Annotated in this window: 1 protein-coding gene; it reads left to right on the forward strand. The window is 78.1% G+C overall.

What is annotated here, in order from left to right; translation table 11 throughout:
• Positions 1–517, forward strand: a 517-nt coding sequence (locus tag DW299_RS19290; RefSeq protein ID WP_205814430.1) for a hypothetical protein, incomplete at both ends; no start/stop codon positions are given.

Here is a 517-nt window from a genome sequence, read left to right on the forward strand (position 1 = left end):
CGCCGCCGCCGTGGCCGGGTTCGGCTTCGGGCTCGTGGAGGCCTCGGGCTCGGTGGCCGCGAAGGCCGCGAGCACGGGCAGCGCGACCGGGCTGCTGAGCGCGCTGATGGGCACGGTCGCCGTGTGCGCCGCGGCCACCCCGCTCGCGGTGGTGCTGGGAGCGCACACCCGTCCGCTGCTGGCCCTTCTCGCCGCGGTGCCGCTGGTGACCGTGTCGGTGCTCGTCGCGCCCGTGCCGACGGTCGCCGCGAAAGCCCCGGCGCCGCGTGACGTGCGGTCGCTCGCGGTGCTGCTGCCGTTCGCGCTCGCCCTGCCGCTCTACGTGGGGGTCGAGACCGTGCTCTCCGGCTGGTCGGCCGTGATCCCGGAGCGCGTGCTCACGCTCGAACCGGCCGCGGCCGCGCTCGGCACCTCCGCGTTCTGGGGCCTGATGGCGGCGGGTCGTTTCGGGGCAGCGGCCCTGCGCCGCGCGTCGGTGCCCCCGCTCGCGATCCTGGTCGCGGCCACGGCGGGCGCG

The sequence above is a fragment of the Microbacterium sp. K35 genome, assembly GCF_004794375.1.
In the GTDB taxonomy this organism is placed as follows: domain Bacteria; phylum Actinomycetota; class Actinomycetes; order Actinomycetales; family Microbacteriaceae; genus Microbacterium; species Microbacterium sufflavum.